7 protein-coding genes are annotated in these 19211 nt (G+C 71.5%); 2 read left to right on the forward strand and 5 right to left on the reverse strand.

Annotated features, from left to right (window positions below):
• Window positions 1-3: 3 nt before the first annotated feature.
• The 4 genes from JWS13_RS21875 to JWS13_RS21890 all read right to left on the reverse strand — a co-directional run bounded on the left by JWS13_RS21875 (window position 4) and on the right by JWS13_RS21890 (window position 6660).
• Window positions 4-2388, reverse strand: a complete 2385-nt coding sequence (locus JWS13_RS21875; RefSeq protein WP_206007448.1) for a glutamate--cysteine ligase — start codon at window positions 2386-2388, stop codon at window positions 4-6.
• Window positions 2389-2523: 135 nt separating this feature from the next.
• Entirely contained in the window at window positions 2524-4494 is a 1971-nt protein-coding gene (ggt, locus tag JWS13_RS21880) for a gamma-glutamyltransferase (RefSeq protein WP_206007449.1), read from the reverse strand.
• A gap of 37 nt (window positions 4495-4531) precedes the next feature.
• A complete protein-coding gene (locus JWS13_RS21885; RefSeq protein WP_206011684.1) occupies window positions 4532-6022 on the reverse strand; it encodes an FUSC family protein in 1491 nt (496 codons plus the stop codon).
• Between the two features lie 200 nt (window positions 6023-6222).
• On the reverse strand, window positions 6223-6660 hold the full coding sequence (locus JWS13_RS21890; protein ID WP_206007450.1) for a DoxX family membrane protein: 438 nt from the start codon (window positions 6658-6660) through the stop codon (window positions 6223-6225).
• Between the two features lie 86 nt (window positions 6661-6746).
• Here JWS13_RS21890 and JWS13_RS21895 point away from each other — a divergent pair, with 86 nt between their 5' ends.
• Window positions 6747-7421: a helix-turn-helix transcriptional regulator gene (locus JWS13_RS21895; protein WP_206007451.1), complete on the forward strand. Its 675-nt coding sequence runs from the start codon at window positions 6747-6749 to the stop codon at window positions 7419-7421.
• A 64-nt stretch (window positions 7422-7485) separates the two neighbouring features.
• Here JWS13_RS21895 and JWS13_RS21900 read toward each other — a convergent pair whose 3' ends face one another.
• On the reverse strand, window positions 7486-8274 hold the full coding sequence (locus tag JWS13_RS21900; RefSeq protein ID WP_206007452.1) for a putative protein N(5)-glutamine methyltransferase: 789 nt from the start codon (window positions 8272-8274) through the stop codon (window positions 7486-7488).
• A 348-nt stretch (window positions 8275-8622) separates the two neighbouring features.
• On the opposite strand from JWS13_RS21900, the gene JWS13_RS21905 reads away from it, so the two are divergent.
• Window positions 8623-19200: a type I polyketide synthase gene (locus JWS13_RS21905; RefSeq protein WP_206007453.1), complete on the forward strand. Its 10578-nt coding sequence runs from the start codon at window positions 8623-8625 to the stop codon at window positions 19198-19200.
• The last annotated feature ends 11 nt before the right edge of the window (window positions 19201-19211 follow it).

The following is a 19211-nucleotide window of genomic DNA, read 5'->3' on the forward strand; positions in this document are numbered from 1 at the left end:
CGCTCAGTCCGACTCGTCTTCGAGGCGGGTGAGCGCGACCAGCGTCCGGACCCCGTGCACCATGGCGCGTTCGTCGAGGTTGAACCCCGGTTGATGCAGCTCCTGGGGTGTGCCGATGCCGTCCCACACGCCGAGCCTGGCCATCGCGCCCGGGACCTTCTCGAGGTACCAGGCGAAGTCCTCGCCGCCGCTGGACTGGTGGGCCTCGCCGAGGTGGTCGAAGCCGACGACCGATTCGATCGCCTCCCGCAGATCGGCGGTGCAGTCGGGATCGTTGACGACGGGCGGGACACCCTGCCGGTAGGAGAGCTCGTACCGCACGTTGTACGGGGCGAGCAGGTGGCAGATCGAGTCCGTGACCAGCGGTTCGAGCGAGGCCCACGTCTCGCGGGACGCGCTGCGCAGGGTGCCGACCAGTTCACCCGACTCGGGCACGGAGTTCGCGACCTGCCCGGCGGCCACCTTGCCCCAGGTGAGGACGGTCGCGGTGCGGGCGTCGATGCGGCGGTCGAGCACGGACGCGAGCCCCGTCACCAGGACGGCGGCGGCGTGAATCAGATCGCCGGTCAGGTGCGGTCGCGCGGTGTGCCCGCCCGACGACCACAACCGCACGGTGACGGCGTCGTTGGACGAGGTGATCGGCCCGGTCCGGGTGGCGAGCTTGCCGACTTCGAGGTGCGGGTCGCAGTGCAGCGCGAAGATCTTCGACACCCCGTCGAGTGCGCCTGCGGCGATCGTGTCGACGGAGCCGCCGGGTGTCGTCTCCTCGGCGGGCTGGAAGATGAGCCGCACCCGGGTCGGCGGCGGGTACTTCACGAGGACCGACGCCGCCCCCATCAGCATCGTGGTGTGCGCGTCGTGACCGCACGCGTGCGACACCCCGGGGACCGTCGACTCGAACGGCAGTCCGGTCGTCTCGGCGACCGGCAGTGCGTCGAGGTCGGCGCGCAGTGCGACGCGCTCGCCGGTTTCCGGGCCGAGGTCGCACCACAGGCCGGTGCCGCCGGGCAACATGACGGGGTCGAGTCCGAGACCGATGAGGTGGTTACGCACGATTCCGGTGGTCCGGCGTTCCTCGAACGACAACTCCGGATGCGCGTGCAGATCCCGGCGCCACGCGATCAGCTTCTTCTCGTCGAGCTCCGTCGACTCCGTCCACGTCATGTCGGCGGTGTCGCCGCGATCCCACAGCCTGGCGCTCCAATACCGCCGGGTCCGGCGACCACCGATCGAGGTCGGACCCGTCTGCGGCGGCGCGGGCGGGGCCTCCACCTCGGGGAGGTGCTCGGTGCGGCCCGCCGTCTCCGCGAGCAGCAGGTCGACGACGTCGGTGAGCCGGCCTCGGCGTGCGAGCGCGTGCCGCTGCCGCGCCGCGGAACTCCCGTGGGCGGACGCCTCGGCGGACAACTCCAGCACGGTGTCCCAGTCGCCGGCCTGCTCGAGCTGCGGTCGCAGCGAGTTCACGAAGTCGCCGACGAGGTCCGCCGCGGGACGCGCCTGCGGAAACCGCACGTCGACGAGATCCCCCTCCAACCCCGACCGCGCCGCCCGCCACAACGCCGCCCGCGTCAGTGTCGGGACCACCTCGACGCCCTTCGTCCCGGCGCGCAGACCCTCCACCTCACGTTCGACGAGCGCCCGGAACAGGGCCGCGACGAGCACGACCGTGTCCAGCCGCGGGCAGCTGTCGCACACCCGCAGCTCCAGGGTTGGCAGCTTCACCGACGGCCGGACGTCGAAATACGCCATGCCGGGATCGCTGATCACCCCGCTCGCGACCAGGTCGTCGATCAGTGCGCCGTACTCGGCGGCCGACGAGACGGGCGCGGCCGGACCGGTACTGGGCCAGCGCAACCACAGCAGCGTCCGCGCGCTGGCATAACCGGTGTCTGCACCGTCGGACCGGAACGGTGAACTCGCGCTGAGCGCCAGCAGGACGGGCATGTGTGGGGCGACGCGGTGCGCGACCTGCACGGCCTCGTCACGGTCGGGGAGGTCGACGTGAACCTGGGTGCCGCAGATCAGCTGCTCGCGGGCGAGCATCTGGTAGTCCGCGAGCATGCGCCGGTAGCGCTGCGTCCCCGTCACGTGCATTTCGGCGGGCAGCGCCAGCGGCATCGAACCGGCGGCCGCCACCCCGATCCCGAGTCCTTCGGCCGCGTCGATCAGCACCGTCCGGTGCCGCTCCAGATCGCTGCGCAGGCCGTCGAGGTCGGCGTACACACCGCTGTTGACCTCGACGACGCACTGCTGGAGTTCGTCGACGTACACATCGTCGGGAAGTCGTGCCAGCAATTCCGGCGCGCGGGTGGTCAGGCGCCGGGTCTTGCGATCGATGAGATGGAATTCCTCTTCGACCCCCACTTTCCGTGGGTCGCTGACGAGCACGATGGGCCTCTATTTCCCTGTGGCACCCTCGGAATGGTCGAAGAACGCCCAGGCGCCGTCCGGGGGATCGTTCACATCGTTGTTCGCCATGGTCGATGGGTTCCCCGCCCGTCGGGGTCTGAACCATCGGATCGACTATCCCGTCCCGTCACCCATTACCGCGCCCTCGCGCCGTGGGTCCGCGCCGCCGACCCACCCCGAGTCCTGACGCTGCAGCGCACTGAGCCCACTGGACTGCGGCGCGACCGATACCTGGTGACCCATCGCCCGCAGTTGCACGATCAAGGGGTCGGCGGCACCGTCGTTGACCGCGTCGATGTTCGGATGCTCTCCGCCGACGCCGGTGACCGGGGTGTTGGCCGCCCCGAAGTCGACCGCCGACACGGCCTGCTGCGGGTTCAGGCCCCAATCCAGCATTCCCACGAGCGTTTTCACGACGAACTGGATGATCACCGAACCGCCCGGCGACCCGGTCGCGAACTGGACGTCGCCGCGTGAGCCGTCGCTGCCGCGGTCGAAGACGAGCGTCGGCGCCATCGAACTCCGCGGCCGCTTACCCGGTTCGACGCGGTTGGCGAGGGGTGCCCCGTCGGGGCCGACCGGCTGGGCCGAGAAGTCGGTGAGCTGATTGTTGAGCACGAATCCGTCCGTCATGTGGAACGAGCCGAACGCCGATTCCACCGTCGTCGTCATCGATGCGACGTTGCCGTACTTGTCGGCGATCGAGATGTGGCTGGTGCCGTGTTCCTTGTCCTGTGGCTGCACACCGAGCGGAACGGGCCCGAAGTTGCCGGGTTGCGCGGTGCCCATGCTCTTGCCCGGGTCGATGAGGCCGGCCCGCTGCTTCAGGTAGTCCTCGTTCAGCAGTGTGTCGAGGGAATTGCCGGGCAGCGGAACGAAATCGGAGTCCGCGACGTACTTGTCCCGGTCGGCGTACGCCAGTCGCTCGGCCTCGGAGATGAGGTGCACGGCCTCCGCCGTCGGCTTTCCGCCGTTGTCGTCGAGGTTCGTCGGCCCGTACTGCGACAGGTCGAAGTTCTCCAGGATGCCGAGCGTCGCCGCGACCGCGGTGCCGCCGGACGACGGGTTCGGCATGCCGCAGATCTCGTGGTCCCGGTACGGCGTGCACACCGGTGTCCGCTTCTTCGCCTGGTAGTTGGCGAGGTCGTCGAGGGTCATCTGGCCGGGGGTGCGGCCGCCCGATGCGGTCGCCGTCGCGTCGACGATGCCCTGGGCGATGGCCCCGGTGTAGAAGGCGTCCGCGCCGCCCGCGGCGATCGCACCGAGCGTCTTGGCCATGGCCGGGTTCGTCAGCTTCGTCCCGGCCGGCTTCGGGCTGCCGTCGGGGTTCAGGAAATACGCCTTCGACGGCTCGTCGACGGCCAGGTCGGGCGCGGACTCGGCGATCTGCCCGGCCATCCGCGGGCTGATCTCGAGCCCCTGGTCTGCGAGGGAGATGGCGGGGTCGAACAGTTCCCGCCACGCGTCCCGCCCGTGGTCGCGGTGCGCCATCTCGAGCATCCGCAGGACACCGGGGACGCCGATGGACCGTCCGCTCGCGCGGGCGTCGGGCTTTGGTTCGGTGCGGTCGGTGTCGCTGATCCAGCGGAGGTAGTTCTCCGTCGCGGCCATCGGCGCGACCTCCCGCCCGTCGTACGCCTCGACACTGTTCTGCCCGGCGTCGTAATAGAGCAGGAACGCGCCGCCGCCGATTCCGGAGGACTGCGGTTCGACGAGACCGAGAACGGTCTGGGCCACGATCAGCGCGTCGGCGGCCGTCCCGCCGTCCCGCAGCACCTCGCACGCGGCCTGCGTCGACACCGGATTGGCGGTGGAGACCGCATACGACGCCGTGGTCACGGGTGTCATCCCGGATCGGTACACGGTGGCGATCTCGGGGTTGGTCGCCAGGTTCTGGGTGGTCGGCGCCGGGCCGGGAGGCGGCGGCGCCTTGGAAACCGGGGTGCCGTTCGGAACGTCCGCGCACGTGGCCGCCGGATCGCTCTGCGGTTCCTCGTCCGACGAGCACGCGGCCAGCACCCCGACGCAGAGAGCCGCGGCCAACGAGGCCCGAAATACTGTTCCGATTCCCGTCACAGGACCCATCAACGAACCCTAACAGCGGGAATCCGGCGACAACCGGCTAAAGGCGAGGTCCGAAGTGCCGGGTAAGGATTCGGTAGCCGAGTTCGTGAAGGTGGTGATGCTCGGGCCAGCGGTCGCGGGTCCACGCCGGGTCGGTGTGGGCGGCAGTGATCGCGGCGGTCGTGGATGCGTGCAGATCGAACTCGAGGTCCCGGCGGAGTTCGGCGACGGCACCCGGTTCCCGGGCGTCGCCGAGCCGCCCGATCGTCGCGGCCACCTGGTCGTCCGCGTCGCTCAGGATCCGCCGGTACGAACCGGGGAGTACGGTCCACAGCACCACCAGCGCCACCGCGACGCCGAGCACGGTCTCGACGAGCCGGTCGCGGGACACCGTCATCAGGTCCACGTGCGTGCCGCGGCTACCGAGCACCAGGGCGAGCGGGGTGATGAACACCATCGCCAGCCCGTAATTGCGGACGAGGAACGCCTCGATCCCCGCCATCAGACCCGCCACCACGAGCACCAGCACCGCCGCAGGCAGGTCGAACGACGACAGCATGGCGAGCACGACCAGTCCGAGCACCGTTCCGAAGAACCGGTGCATCCCGCGGTACGTCCCCAGCACCCGGTCCGGTCCCTGGTGCAGGATCATCGCCGCGGTGATCACCGCCCAATCGGGCCTGCCGACGCCGAACCCCAGCGCCAGGAGACCGGCCGCGGGGCACGCGACCAGCAGTCGCGCGACGATCGTCCAGGACCGGCCCCGCAGATGCGAGGCCCTGCGGAGCCGGTAGCGGATCGACGGCCGCGGCAGCGGGACCCGCGGCCGCAGGTCGTCGTCGTCCGACGCGTGGTCCGCGTCGACACCGTCCACGGTCGCCGCACACCGCAGGTGCGCCGCACGCAACGTGCGGGTCAGCGGATGGTCACGGCCGACGAGGGCGGCGTCGTGGAGGCATTGCCAGGCGGCGTGCAGCGACCGCACCGCGTCCCGGCGGGAACCGGGCGACGACGGGTCGGAGAGTGCGGTGTCGACTGCGGCGACCGCGGTCGCGACCGCGGCACGCTCGGGGGTGCGGGGACGAACGATCAGCCCCGACATCGACACGAGCAACGCCGACACCGCCCCGGCCGCCGCCCAGGCCGTCACCTCCGCCACGGAGACACCGAGCGCGGGCAGCGCTGACGAGATCTCCACGGTGAGCAGCGGAAGGAAGGCGCCCGGAGCGCCGAGTCGCAGTCCGTCGACGACGAAGGCGCAGACGGCGACGACCACGGTCATCGCGAGGACGAGCGCCATCCCCCACAGCGCGGACCCGCCCGCCGCGGTCGCGTGGTGCACGAGCCCGCCGACCGCCGCGCCCACCCCGGCCAGCAGCACCATCACGGCGGCGGCGATCGACACCACCCGCCACCGCACCCGGTACGCCCGGCCCTCGCCGTAGACGACGGCGAACGCACCCAAGGTGGCGGTCGCCGCGACAGCCGAATGTCCGAGCGCGACCCCCGCCAGCGCGGGCAGACCCACGGCGACGCCGGCACGGACCACGCCCGGCCAGCGTCGGCCCAGCTTGGGCACGCCCAGAAGCAGCGACCGTGCCGGGGCCGGCGCAGGGATCGGCACACCGTGATCCCGCGATCCGGTTCCCTGATCCTGCGCACCTACCGACACGACCACTCACCCTACGAGCGGTCGTGTCACTCGAAACAGTCGATGAGGTGCATCTCACGTGCGGTGCGCGGCTCCGATCAGCTGTGTGGGCGGTGGAGCGGGCGCCCGTACTCGGCGGCGAGCAGGCCGAGGGCGGCGGCGCCGGCGAGCAACCCGAAGTCGCGCAGTGCGACGTCGTAGTAGCCGGACAGCGTGAGCAGGTTGACGATGATCCCGGCCAGCCAGGCGACGACGACCCAGGCGCCGATCCGCGGTGCCACGGCGACGAGGATTCCGGCGATCACTTCGATCACGCCGACGACGTACATGCCCTGCTGCGCGGTTCCCGGCAGGATGTCGTCGATCCACGGCGCCAGATACTGGGGCCAGTCGGTGAGCCAGTTCGTGAACTTGTCGAGCCCGAACAGGATCGGTGCCACCGTGAAGACCGTGCGCAGCACGAGGAAGGCCTGGTAGCCGGGTTCGGACAGGGTGTGCGAACCGTGGCTGACCTGGTGGGGTGTGTTGGTAGCCATGATGACTCCTTCTAAAAACTATGTTCTTTGACTATAGAATTCGGTGCGCAATTTAGTCAACGATTCTGGGTTTTACAATGGGGTTCATGGATGCCACACCACGCTCGGACGTCTCGGCCGTCTCCGCCCTCGGCGAGCCGGTCCGCAGGCAGGTGTACGACCACGTGCGCACGCAGCCGTCCCCGGTCAGCCGCGACGACGTCGCCGAGGCGCTGGGACTCGCACGTTCGACGTCCGCGTTCCATCTCGAGAAACTGGCCGACGAGGGACTGCTGGCGGTCGAGTTCGCGCGGCGCGGCGGGCGCTCGGGACCGGGCGCGGGTCGACCCGCCAAGCTCTACCGGCGGTCCGACCGCGAGTTCGCGGTGCACCTCCCCGAACGTGCGTACGCGCTCGCCGGCGAGCTGTTCGCGCGGGCGATCGAAGACGCCGACGCGACCGGTGCCTCACCGCGCGACGCCCTGTCCGCGCGGGCCCGCGACTTCGGGCGTGGCCTCGGCGCCGACGTCGGCTGCTCGGACGACGACCTGGTCGCGGCGCTCGCGGAGTGCGGTTACGAACCGCGCAGCAGCGACGGGACCATCGTCCTGGTCAACTGCCCGTTCCACGCGCTCGCCCGGCAGCACACCGACATGGTGTGCGGGATGAACCTCGCACTGTTGTCCGGGCTGCTCGACGGCGCGGGTTGCGAGGGCCGCCACGCGACACTGGCCCCGGCCGAGGGGTACTGCTGCGTCCGGATCGACCCCCCACGTGAGTGACAAAGTGTCCCCCGGGACGCTTTGCCACTCACCTGGGAGGGGCGCTCACCTGGGGGGTGGTCGCTCACGCGGGATTGGTGCCGACGACGACGGTGGCGCCCACGTCTTCGGACGTCTCGATCCGGGTGGTGAGCCCGGCCGCCGCGAACGCGTCGGCGGTGAGCGGGGCCTGACTCGCGCTGGTCTCGATCAGCAGGTGACCGCCCGGCGCGAGCCAGTCGCGCGCCCCGGCGGTGACGCGCCGCTGGATGTCGAGTCCGTCGGCGCCGCCGTCGAGTGAGACCCGCGGCTCGTGGAACCGGGCCTCGGGCGGCATCAACCTGATCGCATCGGTGGGCACATAGGGGGCGTTTGCGACCAGGACGTCGATGCGTCCCCTCAGCGCGGGGGGCAACGGTGCGTACAGGTCGCCCTCGAACACCCGGGCCGGTTCGGCGAGGTTGCGCCGCGCGCACCGGACCGCGGCGGGGTCGATGTCGACCGCGTACAACTCGATGCCGTCGAGGGTATCGGCGAGCGCGGCGCCCACCGCGCCCGAACCGCAGCACAGGTCGACCACGACCGCGTGCGGGCACGCGAGGGCGGCGGCCTGCTCGACGAGGAACGCGGTGCGACGCCGCGGCACGAACACCCGCGGATCGACCTCGATCCGGAGCCCGCAGAATTCGGCCCAGCCGAGGACGTGTTCGAGGGGGACGCCTGCGACGCGGCGGTCCAGCATCGAGGCGAGTTCGTCCGACGTCCGGGCGGCGGAGACGATCAGGCGCGCCTCGTCCTCGGCGAACACACAACCGGCGGCGCGCAGCCTCGTGACGAGGACGAATTCGAGGGACGGGGAGAGGGAAACTGACATGGGAGAGCCTTTCGGAATGCCGATGGGCGCTCTCCCGGTCACCTTATGTCGGTACGACCGCGCGGTCGCGAAGTGAGAGCACCCGACCTGAACGAACGGACACGGTTCTCACCTCCTCGATACGGATCCTGCTCGGAGTCGCAACACTACCGACAGCGGTGGTCGCCGGGAAGCCGAACAGCCGGAATCGGCATACACCGGAGCACCGGTGGGTATCCCCTTGGCGTGCCGAGCTGACCAGGTGGATCGGTCGTCGACGCGAAGCTCAGACCGCTCCATCCGCATCGTGACGGCGGATACAATCGAGGTTTCCGCGCTATGTACGGCGGATCTCGGATAGGACCTCGTATGGCCGATCAGGCGAAGCTCCTCGACTATCTGAAACGAGTCACCGCGGACCTTTATCAGGCGCGGGAGAAGCTCCGTGAGGTCGAGGGCGTGAGCCGCGAACCGATCGCCGTCATCGGCATGGGCTGCCGGTTCCCCGGCGGTGTGCGTTCGCCGCGGGACCTGTGGCGGCTGGTCGAATCAGGTTCCGACACCGTCGCGGGGTTCCCCGAGGACCGCGGCTGGGGCCTGGCGGACCTCTACGACCCGAAGGCCGAGCAGGCCGGTAAGACGTACACGGTGCAGGGCAGTTTCCTCGACGACCCCGCCGGGTTCGACCCCGAGGTCTTCGGCATCTCGCCGCGCGAGGCGCTGGCGATGGACCCGCAACAACGCCTTCTCCTGGAGACGAGTTGGGAGACGTTCGAGCACGCCGGCATCGACCCGCGGTCGGTGCACGGCAGGCAGGTCGGCGTCTTCACCGGGCTGTCCGGCATCGACTACGCGGCGCGGGCGGGCGGCATGCCGCCCGAGGATCTGGAGGGCTACTTCATCACCGGCAACGCGATGAGCGTTGCGTCCGGCCGGGTGGCGTACAGCTTCGGACTGAACGGACCCGCGATCACGGTGGACACCGCGTGCTCGTCGTCGTTGGTGTCCATCCACCTCGCCATGCAGGCGCTGCGCAGCGGCGAATGCGAACTGGCGCTGGCGGGCGGTGCGACGGTCATGGCGACCCCGGCGGTGTTCGTGGAGTTCAGCCGTCAGCGCGGACTGGCCCGCGACGGGCGGTGCAAGGCGTTCTCCGCCGCGGCGGACGGCACGGCGTGGGGCGAGGGCGCGGGGATGGTCGCGCTGGAACGGCTGTCCGACGCCGAACGCAAGGGTCGCCGGATCCTGGCCGTCATCCGGGGCAGCGCGGTGAACCAGGACGGCGCCAGCAACGGACTGACCGCGCCGAACCGGCAGGCGCAGGAGCGGGTGATCGCGCAGGCACTGGCGAATGCGGGGCTCGGTCCCGGCGACGTCGACGTGGTCGAGGCGCACGGCACGGGCACGAAACTGGGTGACCCGATCGAGGCGTCCGCCCTCCTGGCCGGCTACGGCCGCGAGCGCCCCGCCGACCGGCCGCTGTGGCTCGGCTCGGTGAAGTCGAATCTCGGGCACACCCAGGCGGCCGCGGGTGTCGCCGGGGTGATCAAGATGATCATGGCGATGCGGAACGGCGTCCTGCCGAAGACCCTGCACGTCGACCGGCCGACCCCGCACGTCGACTGGTCGGCCGGTGCGGTGTCGCTGCTCACCGAGAACCGGGAGTGGCCGGAATCCGACCGTCCCCGCCGGGCCGCGGTCTCGTCGTTCGGCATCAGCGGCACCAACGCCCACGTGGTGCTGGAAGAGGCGCCGCCGATCGAGCCTTCGGACGCCGAACCGCCCCGCCCGTCAGACGAAGTCGTCGCCTGGTTCGTGTCGGGACACACCGAACCCGCACTGCGCGCGCAGGCCGAGCGGCTCCGCGAGTACGTCAGCGGCCACCCCGATCTGACGCCCGCCGCGGTGGCCAGCGCCCTGCTGGGTTCCCGTGCCACGTTCGACCACCGCGCCGCCGTGATCGGCGCACAGCCCCACGCCCTGCTGAACGGCCTCGACGCGCTCAGCCGCGGCGCGCCCAGCGCCGACGTGGTCACCGGTGTGGCGCTGGAGGCCGGAGACCGGCCGGTGTTCGTCTTCCCCGGCCAGGGTTCGCAGTGGGTGGGCATGGCCACCGAACTGCTGGACACGTCACCGGTGTTCGCCGACACCGTGCGGGAGTGCGCCGAGGCGCTGGCCCCGTACACCAACTTCTCGCTGCTGGACGTGCTGCGCGACCGCGATCCCGCAGCGCTCGACCGGGTCGACGTCGTGCAACCGGCGCTGTTCGCGATGATGGTCGGGCTCACCGGACTGTGGCGATCGCACGGCGTCGAACCCGCGGCGGTGGTCGGGCATTCACAGGGCGAGATCGCGGCCGCGTATGTCGCGGGGGCGCTGAGCCTGTCCGACGCGGCGCTCGTCGTCGCGGCCCGCAGCCGGGTGATCGGCGCGTCGGCCAAGCGGGGCGGCGGGATGGCGTCGGTGACGCTGCCCGCGGACCTCGTGCGGGAGAAGATCCAGCCCTGGGCCGGGGCCGTCGAGGTGGCGGCGATCAACGGTCCGTCCGCGACGGTGATCTCCGGCCCCGTCGACGCCCTCGACCTGCTGATCGCACAGTTGCAGGGCGACGGCGTCCAGGCCCGGCGGATCGCGGTGGAATACGCGTCGCACTGCGCCGACGTCTCCGTACTGCGGGAGCCGATTCTCGACGTCCTCGCGTCGATCACCCCCCGCCGGTCGCGGATTCCGTTCTACTCGTCGGTCACCGGTGGCGTGCTGGACGGCACCGCGCTGGACGCCGACTACTGGTACCGGAATCTGCGCCGGACCGTCCGGTTCGAGCAGGCGACGAGATCGCTGGCCGCGGACGGGTACCGGTTGTTCGTCGAGTCGTGCAGCCACCCCGTCCTCACGGTGGCGTTGCAGGAAACCCTCGACGCGGCGGGCGTCGCAGGCCGCGCCATCGGCACCATCCGCCGCGACCGCGCGGGGCTCCGGCAGTTCACCGCCGCGCTCGCCGAGGCGCAGGTCCACGGACTGCACGTCGAGTGGGACCGGGTGGGCTGGGCCCGGCACGACGACCGGCAGCAGTGGGTGGATCTCCCCACGTACGCCTTCCAGCATCGCCGCTATTGGCTGGAGAGCCCGGTTCCGCAGGGCGATTTCGCGTCCACGGGCATGGAGTCGGGCGGGCACCCGATGCTCGCCGCGTCGGTCGAACTCGGCGACGGCCGGGGCGCCGTGTTCACGGGTCTGCTGTCGCCGCAACGCCTTCCCTGGCTGAGCGATCACGGCGTCGAGGGCACCGTCATCCTGCCGGGCACCGCGTTCGTGGAACTCGCCCTGCACGCGGGGAACCGTGTCGGCTGCGGCCGGCTGGAGGAACTCGCCATCGAGGCGCCCCTGGTGATTCCTGCCGAGGGCGAGGTGGCGTTGCAGGTGAGCGTGCTCGCCGACGGCGAGGCGGGCCGGTCGACGGTGTCGGTGCACTCCCGGCCCGCGGATGCCGCGCCGGACACGCCGTGGACGCGGCACGCCACCGGCACGCTCACGGTGGCCGTGGACACCGCCGATTCCCTCGAGCAGCAGTGGCCGCCCGCGGAGGTCACGCCGATCGACGTGCGCGGCCTGTACGACGTGCTCGACGACGCCGGCTACGAGTACGGCCCGGCCTTCCGCGGTCTGAAGGCGGCGTGGCGCCGCGGCGACGACCTGTACGGCGAGGTGCGGCTGAGCGGGGAGGACCCGGCCGCCGCGGTCGCGGGGTACGGGATCCATCCGGCGGTGCTCGACGCGGCGCTGCACCTGATTGCGCTCGGAGCAGCGGACACCGGTATCCGGCTGCCGTTCGCCTGGGACAGGGTGCAACTGCACGCTGTCGGCGCCACCGCCCTGCGCGTGCACGTCAGAACGACCGGACCCGAGCGGTACCGGGTCTCCGCGTACGACGCGGCGGGCAGACCCGTGTTGACCGCCGACTCGCTGGCACTGCGGCCGCTCGGCGACGCGGGTGTGCCCGCCGCCCGGGTCCGCGACAGCCTGTACCGGGTGGAATGGATGCCGGTCGGTGCGTCCAGTACTTCTCCGGCGGACCTGATGCCGCTCGACGAGGTGCTGGCCGGCGGTGACCCGGACGGTCGCGTGCTGTGGCTCGACCGCGCACCCGGCGACGAACCGGACGTACCGGCCCGGTCGCACGCCGCCGCGGAGTCGACGCTGCGGGCGGTCCGGGCCTGGCTCGGCGACGATCGGCTGGCCGAGACCCGCCTGCTGGTCACGACGCGGCTCGCGGTGGCGGTCCGGGACGACGACCCGGTCGACGACGTGTCCGCGGCGCCCGCATGGGGGCTGATCGGCGCGGTGCAGAACGAGCACCCGGACCGCATCACCCTGGTCGACCTGGACGCGGCGGCCGGTGAACTCCCCGATCCCGCGGTGCTGTCCATGGCGTTGGCCTGCAACGAACCTCAGCTGGCCGTCCGGGACGGGGTGCTGCTGGCGCCGATGCTCGCCGCGGTGACGCCCGCGACGGCCGCGCCCGACGAGGGCCCCGCGACGTTCGGCCCGGACGGCACCGTCCTGATCACCGGCGGCACCGGCACCATCGGCAGGCTGATCGCCCGGCATCTCGTCGCGCAGCACGGGGTGCGGCGGCTGGTGCTGACCGGCAGGCGCGTGCTCGACGCCGAGGCGGCGGACGAACTGCGGGCCGAGTTCGCCGAGTCGGGAACGGATGTCGACGCTGTCGCCTGCGACGTGGCCGACCGCGACGCGGTGGCCGCGCTGCTCGCCGGCATTCCCGACCTGTCCGGCGTGATCCACGCCGCCGGCGTGCTCGAGGACGCCACCGCCGCCACGCTGAGCGCGGAGCAGTTGCACGCGGTTCTGCGCCCGAAGGTGGACGGCGGCTGGCATCTGCACGACCTCACGCGGGACCGCGACCTGTCGGCGTTCGTACTGTTCTCCTCGGCGGCGGGTGTGCTCGGCGGCGCGGGACAGGCGAACTATGCGGCGGCGAACGTCTTCCTCGACGCGCTCGCCCAGCACCGCCGCGCCCGCGGGCTGCCCGCGACGTCCATGGCCTGGGGATTGTGGGACCGGCCCAGCGGGATGACGTCCCATCTGAACGCGGCCGACCTGGACCGGTTGCAGCGCAACGGCATCGACACCATCAGCCCCGAGGCGGGGCTGGCGCTGTTCGATGCCGCACTCGCCGTGAACCGGCCGTTGATCGTGCCGGTCCGGCTGTCGACGCGCGCCTCCCGATCCGAGGGCGAATCGCTGCCGCCGATCCTGCGCCGGGTGCTCGGCGTCCGTCGTCGCCGCGCCGCTGCCGCCGATTCCCCGACCGGCCTGGCCGAGGAGTTGCGGGCGCTGGACCCCGGAGAGCGGCACAGCCGGGTGCTCGACATCGTCACCACCCACGTGGCGGCCGTGCTGGGCCACGAAGGCAAGGAGGCGATCGACCCGGAACGTGCCTTCAAGCAACTCGGTTTCGACTCGCTGACCGCGGTGCAACTGCGCAATCAGCTGACGACCGCCACTGGTGTGCGCCTGGCCGCGACGGTGGTGTTCGACCATCCCACCGCGGACGCGCTCACCCAGGAACTGGTGTCCCGCCTGCTCGGGGACGAGGCCGCTCCGCAGCCGGCAGGCCCGGCGCGGGCCCGGCGGGACGACGACCCGATCGTGATCGTCGGGATGGCGTGCCGCTACCCGGGCAAGGTGTACAGCCCGGAGGACCTGTGGCGACTCGTCCGCGACGGCCACAACGCGGTGGGCGAATATCCCCACAACCGGGGCTGGAATCTCGACGAGGTGTACGACCCCGACCCGAACCGGCCCGGCACCACCTACATGAAGGAGGGCGGGTTCCTCTACGACGCAGACGAATTCGATGCCGCGTTCTTCGGCATCAGCCCGCGCGAGGCGATCGCGATGGACCCGCAGCACCGGCTGCTCCTCGAAAGCGCGTGGGAAGCGTTGGAACAGGCCGGGATCCAGCCGACCGCGCCCGGCCTCACCGACACCGGTGTGTTCGTCGGGCTGATGGGCGGCGACTACGGCTTCCACCTGATGACGCAGCGCAACGTCGACGCCGAGGGCTATCTGATGACCGGGACCAGCAACAGCGTGGCGTCCGGCCGGATCTCCTACACGCTCGGCTTCACCGGCCCCGCGGTCACGGTGGATACGGCGTGCTCGTCGTCGCTGGTGGCGATGCATCTCGCGGCGCGGGCACTGCGCGACGGTGAATGCACGCTGGCGCTGGCCGGCGGGGCGACGGTGATGGCCACCCCCGGCGTGCTGGTCGAGTTCAGCCGCCAGCGCGGGCTCGCCTCGGACGGACGCTGCAAGCCGTTCTCCGACCGGGCCGACGGCACCGGCCTCAGCGAAGGCGCGGGAATGGTGGTGCTGGAACGGCTCAGCGACGCCCGGCGCAACGGGCGCCGGGTGCTGGCGATCGTCCGCGGATCCGCGGTCAACCAGGACGGGGCGTCCAACGGACTGACCGCCCCGAACGGGCCGTCCCAGGAGCGCGTCATCCGGCAGGCGCTGGCCGACGCCGCGCTCGGCCCCACCGACATCGACGCCGTGGAGGCGCACGGCACCGGCACGACGCTGGGTGACCCGATCGAGGCGCAGGCGCTGCTCGCCGCGTACGGGCAGGGCCGGGAGGGCCGGCCGCTGTGGCTCGGTTCCGTCAAGTCGAACATCGGCCATTCCCAGGCGGCGGCGGGCGTCGCCGGCGTGATCAAGATGGTGATGGCGATGCGGCACGGGGTGCTGCCCCCGAGCCTGCACGGCGACGTCCCCACCCGGCACGTCGACTGGACCGCGGGCGAGGTGTCGCTGCTGGGCGAAGCGGTGGCCTGGCCGGAAACCGGGCGGCCCCGGCGGGCGGCCGTGTCGTCGTTCGGGATCAGCGGCACCAATTCGCACATGATCCTCGAACAGCCACCCGAGGACGCGGTCCCGGAGGTCTCGCCGCCGTCGTCCTCACCGCTGGCGTGGGTGCTCTCCGGAAAGACCGGAGATGCGTTGCGCGCGCAGGCAACCCGGTTGGCGGAATTCCTCGACACGAACGAGACCGAACTCCCGGACCCGGCCGACCTCGCCTACTCGCTGGCGACCACCCGATCCGGTTTCACCCACCGCGCCGCGGTGATCGGGGAAACGCTGGACGACCTGCGGGACGGACTCGCCCGCATCGTCACGGAGCGTCCCGGCGGCAACGTCGTCACCGGGACGAGCGCCCGTGGCAAGACGGCGTTCATGTTCACCGGCCAGGGCGCTCAGCGCATCGGGATGGGCCGCGGCCTCTACGACGCCTACCCGGTGTTCGCGACGGCACTGGACGAGGTCTGCTCCGTCCTCGACGAGCATGTGGAAACCCCGGTGCGGCAGGTGATCTGGGACGAGGACGGCGGCGCGAAACTCGACAGCACCGAATACACCCAGCCGGCCCTGTTCGCGATCGAGGTCGCGCTGTACCGGCTGCTACGGGAGTGGGGCATCACCCCCGACTACCTGATCGGCCATTCGATCGGCGAGATCACCGCGGCCCACGTCGCGGGCGTGTTCAGCCTGCCCGATGCGGCCGCCCTGGTCGGTGACCGGGGACGGTTGATGCAGTCCACCAAGCCCGGTCTGATGATCGCCGTCCGGGCACGCGAGGAGGACATCCTGCCGCGGATCGACGGCCGCGTCGACCTCGCGGCCGTCAACGGCGCCGAATCCGTCGTCCTCGCGGGCAGCGAACGGGACGTGCACGCCGTCGCCGCCGAACTGTCCGCCGCCGGACTGAAGACCACGAGCCTGCGGGTCGAGCGGGCCTTCCACTCGACCCTGATGGATCCGATCCTCGACCAGTTCACCGCCGTCCTGTCGAAACTGACGGCGCAGCAACCGAAGATCCCGGTCGTCTCCAACATCACCGGACGCGTCGCCACCGCCGACGAACTCGTGTCGCCGGACTACTGGACCCGGCACATCCGGCACACGGTGCGGTTCCACGACGGCGTGCGCGCCCTCGACGAACTCGGCGTCACCCGCCTCGTCGAGGTCGGTCCCGGCGCAACCCTGGCGGCACTCGCCGCCGAGGTCGTGCCGAACACGATCGCCACACTGCCCGGGCGCGAGAACGAGCCACACGGGATCATCGAGGCGGTCGCCGCCGCCTACGTGCAGGGCGCAACCGTCGACTGGGATCAGGTGCTACCCGGCCGCCGCCGGGTTGCCCTGCCCACGTACGCATTCCAGCGCCGCTCCTACTGGCCGACGGCGGCCGTCCGGAACACGGGCGACCCGACCGAACTGGGGCTGACACCGTCCGATCATCCGCTACTCGGTGCCGCGGTGACCCTCGACGACGACGCGACCCTGTTCACGGGACAGCTGTCGCTGCACCGGGACCCCTGGCTCGTATCACCGTCGGTCGACGACGGCGACTCCCCGTCGGCGAGCGAGGCACAGACGGTGCTGCCCGCGGTGCCGGTCGAACTCGCGTTGCACGCGGCCCACCACGTCGGCCTCGACCACATCGACGAACTGACCCTGCACCACCCGCTCGCCCTCTCGACGTCCGGGCTGGCCTCGATCCGCGTCCTCGTGTCGCCGCCGGACACCACCGGGGCACGCACCGTCACCGTGTCGTCGAAGTCGGGCGACACCGACAGCCCGGACAGCTGGGTTCGGAACGCGTCGGCGAAGATCGACGACGTCGTCGGCTCGTCCGCCGCAGTGCCGCAACAGGATCCGGGTGACACCGAAACCGAGGTGCGACTCGGGGACGGCGTCGACACGAGCGGGTTCGGCATCCACCCGGTGCTGCTGCAGGCCGCGATCGAACCCCTCCTCGGGTGGGACGGCTGGCCGCAGACCTGGTCGGGGATCCGTCTGCACACCGTCGGTGCGGACGACGTGACCGCCCGGTTCACACCCGGCGACGACGGACGGCATCGCATCACCGCCGTCGACCCCTCCGGTGAGCCGGTGCTGACCGTCGAGGCGCTGCGCGTGGTGCAGAGGACGGTCGACGGGGGCCGTCCGGCGCCGCTGCGACTGCACCGGACCGCCTGGATCCGGGTGGAGGCCGCGAAGTCCGGGCCGCGCGGACCGGTGGTCGTGCTCGGCGCCGACGGGTTCGGCGATCCGGGCATCGGTTCGACGTTCCCGGGGTGTCCCGACCTGGAGTCGTTGCGGACCGCGATGGAATCCGGGCCGGACGAAGACGATCGGCGTCCGTGGACGGTGCTGGTCGGGTGCGCGACCGACGGCGACCACGGTCCGGACGCGACCCACGAACTGTGCGCGCGGGTGCTGCGACTGCTGCAGGACTGGCAGGACGACGAGACGTTCGCCGACAACCCGCTCGTGATCGTGACCCGCAACGCCATGGTCACCGACGACGGGCAGGACCACGACGCCCGTCCCGACCTCGCCGCAGCGGCGGTGTGGGGTCTGGTGGGCTCCGCGCAGAACGAGAACCCGGACCGGTTCGTGCTGATCGACCTCGACGACGCGTCGGACGCCGAGGCCGCGATCACGTCGGCACTGGCGAGCGGGGAACCGCAGGTGGCGGCCCGGAACGGCACCCTGTGCGCACCGCGGCTGCGGCGCATGCCCGCCGTCGACGAACCGACGACGTTCGATCCCGCCGGCACGGTGCTGGTCACCGGCGGTACCGGGACGGTCGGGTCCCTGGTCGCCCACCACCTGGTGACCGAGCACGGGGCCCGGCACCTGTTGCTGACCAGCAGGCGCGGACCCGGCGCCGAGGGCAGCGACCGTCTGCGCAACGAACTGAGCGATCTGGGCGCCGAGGTGAGCATCGTCGCCTGCGACACCGCGGACGAGTCGGCGGTCGCCGGGTTGCTGGCGGGGATACCGTCCGAGCATCCCCTGACAGCGGTGATCCACGCGGCAGGCGTGATCGACGACGGCACCCTGGCGTCGCTGACACAAGAGCGACTCGACACGGTCCTGCGGCCGAAGGTCGACGCGGCCTGGAATCTGCACCGGCTGACCGCGGACAGCGACGTGCGGGCGTTCGTCGTGTTCTCCTCACTCGCCGGTGTCCTCGGCGCCCCCGGGCAGGCGAACTACGCGGCCGCGAACATGTTCCTCGACGCCCTCGCCCACCACCGGCACGCCGTCGGGCTGCCCGGGCTCTCCATCGCGTGGGGCATGTGGGCGACACCGAGCGCCATGACCGACAACCTCGGTGCCATCGACCTGGCCCGCGCCCGCCTCAGCGGGATGGTGCCGATGCCCGCCACCGACGGCCTGGCGCTGTTCGACAGCGCGCTGGCCGCCGGTGCACCCACGGTCGCGGCCGCGCGATTCGACCACTCCGGTTCGGCCGCACCGTACGTTCCCCCACCGCTGCGGGGCCTGATCCGGGAGTCGCGCCCGCACGCCGCGGGATCGGACTCCGTCGTGACCGGGCCGAACGGGTCGGGGCCGTCGGACTGGTCGCAGCGACTGGCCGACCTGTCGATCCCCGAGCAGCGGCACCTGATGCTCGACCTGGTGCGGGGCGGGGCCGCCACCGTGCTCGGCTACGACGCGTCGGACTCGGTGGACCCCGACCAGGCGTTCAAGGAACTCGGCTTCGATTCACTCGCTGCCGTCGCGCTCCGCAACCATCTCGGTGCCGCCACGGGACTGCGGTTGCCGCCGACCATGGTGTTCGACCACCCCAGCCCGCGGGCCGTCGCCGAGTTCCTGCGCTCGGAACTCGTTCCGGATCCGATGTCGGTGGCGCTCGCCGACGTCGACCGCCTGCGCGCCACCATCGCCGAACTCGGCGACGACGCCGAGGCGCGGTCGGCCATCGCGCAACGCCTCGGAAGCCTGCTGGCCGAGGTCGGAACGTCCGACGATGCGCATGCCGCCGCGGTCGACAAGATTCACGCCGCGACGAGTGAGGAAATCCTGGACCTGATCGATCGCGGTCTCTGACCGGGAACAGC

The sequence above is a fragment of the Rhodococcus pseudokoreensis genome (genome assembly GCF_017068395.1).
GTDB classification, from domain to species: domain Bacteria; phylum Actinomycetota; class Actinomycetes; order Mycobacteriales; family Mycobacteriaceae; genus Rhodococcus_F; species Rhodococcus_F pseudokoreensis.

Excerpts from the sequence above, each read along its gene's own strand:
- ggt (WP_206007449.1), bottom strand. The coding sequence starts at position 4,494 with ATGGGTCCTGTGACGGGAATCGGAACAGTATTTCGGGCCTCGTTGGCC.
- JWS13_RS21890 (WP_206007450.1), bottom strand. The coding sequence starts at position 6,660 with ATGGCTACCAACACACCCCACCAGGTCAGCCACGGTTCGCACACCCTG.
- JWS13_RS21895 (WP_206007451.1), top strand. The coding sequence starts at position 6,747 with ATGGATGCCACACCACGCTCGGACGTCTCGGCCGTCTCCGCCCTCGGC.
- JWS13_RS21900 (WP_206007452.1), bottom strand. The coding sequence starts at position 8,274 with ATGTCAGTTTCCCTCTCCCCGTCCCTCGAATTCGTCCTCGTCACGAGG.
- JWS13_RS21905 (WP_206007453.1), top strand. The coding sequence starts at position 8,623 with ATGGCCGATCAGGCGAAGCTCCTCGACTATCTGAAACGAGTCACCGCG.